General features: G+C 70.4%; 1 protein-coding gene. It reads right to left on the reverse strand.

Going from position 1 to position 1,713, the window contains the following annotated elements; genetic code table 11:
* Positions 1-145: 145 nt before the first annotated feature.
* The coding region (locus tag G6022_RS15315; RefSeq protein ID WP_182691923.1) for an alpha-1,4-glucan--maltose-1-phosphate maltosyltransferase at positions 146-1,713 on the reverse strand (1,568 nt) is incomplete at its 5' end.

Below are 1,713 nucleotides of genomic sequence, written 5' to 3' on the forward strand. Positions count from 1 at the left end.
CGCCCCGCCTCGTCGCGGGCGACCTCCTCGGGCGTCCGCCAGGCCGCCCCGGGGTCGACGGGCGGTGGCACCCTGCCGGGCGCCGTGGCGGAGCTCTCGGTAGCGGGTCGGCCCTTGCCGTGGTGCTTTCCCATGCCGTTGTCCCTCAATCCACGATGTGCGTGCGGTAGGTCAGTTCGACCCTACGTGCTTCATCGCACGGCGGGACCACGACGATGTGTGCGACCGCCGTCCACGGCTCGAGTCGCACGTAGTTGCTCGAACCCCAGTGGAACTCGCTGCCGGAGACCTCGTCGTGGACGCTGAACCGGGCGTCGTCGTCGTACCCGAGGGCGGCCATGTCCAGCCTCAGGGTGCCCTCCTGGACGCCGTGTGAGTCGAGTGAGACCACCGTGAGGACGCAGTCGCCGGTGGTGGGGTCGAGTTTGGAGTAGGCGAGGATCTGGTCGTTGTCCACATCGTGGAACCGCAGGGTGCGCAGCTGCTGGAGGGCGGGGTGCTCCCGACGGATCCGGTTGAGGGTCCGCAGCCACGGGGCGAGGGACTGGCCCGCCGCCTCGGCACCGGCGAAGTCCCGGGGCCGGAGCTCGTACTTCTCCGAGTCCAGGTACTCCTCGCTGCCGTCGGTGACGGGCTGCCACTCGAACAGCTCGAAGCCCGAGTACACGCCCCACGCCGGGGACAGCGTGGCCGCGAGCGTCGACCGGATCGCGAACATCGCGGGGCCCCCGCGCTGCAGCGACTCGTGGAGGATGTCGGGGGTGTTGGTGAACATGTTGGGCCGGGCCTCGTCGACGTGCGCCAGCAGCTGCTCGCAGAACTCCACCAGGTCGGACTTGGTGGTCTTCCAGGTGAAGTAGGTGTACGACTGCGAGAAGCCCCGCCTGGCCAGGCCGAACATGCGGGCGGGACGGGTGAAGGCCTCGGCGAGGAACAGCACGTCCGGTTCCGTGCGCTTGACCTCGGCGATCAGGCGGCTCCAGAAGTCGGCCGGCTTGGTGTGCGGGTTGTCCACCCGGAAGATCCGGACGCCCAGGGAGGTCCACAGCCGCACCACCCGGAGCACCTCGGCGTAGATCCCCTCGGGATCGAGGTCGAAGTTGACGGGGTAGATGTCCTGGTACTTCTTGGGCGGGTTCTCGGCGTAGGCGATGTGCCCGTCGGGCAGCACCGTGAACCACTCGGGGTGCGCCTTCGCCCACGGGTGGTCCGGCGCGCACTGCAACGCCAGGTCCAGCGCTATCTCGACACCCCTCGTGGCGGAGTACTCGACCAGCTCGCGGAAATCCTCGATGGTGCCGAGCTCCGGGTGCACCGCGTCGTGGCCGCCGTCCGCGGAACCGATCGCCCAGGGCGAACCGACGTCGCCCGGGTCCGGGGTGAGCGAATTGTTGCGGCCCTTCCGGTTGACCACCCCGATCGGGTGGATGGGCGGCAGGTACACCACGTCGAAGCCCATGTCCGCGGCGTGGTCGATGTGGGTGCGCGAGGTGGCGAAGGTGCCGTGGACGGGCCGGCCCCGCTCGTCCCACCCGCCCGTGGAGCGGGGGAAGAACTCGTACCACGAGCTGAACTGGGCCTCGCGCCGGTCGACCCAGACGCGGTGGGTCTGACCGGCCGTCACCAGCTCGCGGACCGGTCCGGCGGCCATCGCGGCCGCGACCTCGTCGGACAGCGCCCGCGAGGTCCGGGTCCGGGCGTCCCCGGTGCCGC

The organism is Dietzia sp. Cai40 (genome assembly GCF_014145165.1).
In the GTDB taxonomy this organism is placed as follows: Bacteria; Actinomycetota; Actinomycetes; order Mycobacteriales; family Mycobacteriaceae; genus Dietzia; species Dietzia natronolimnaea.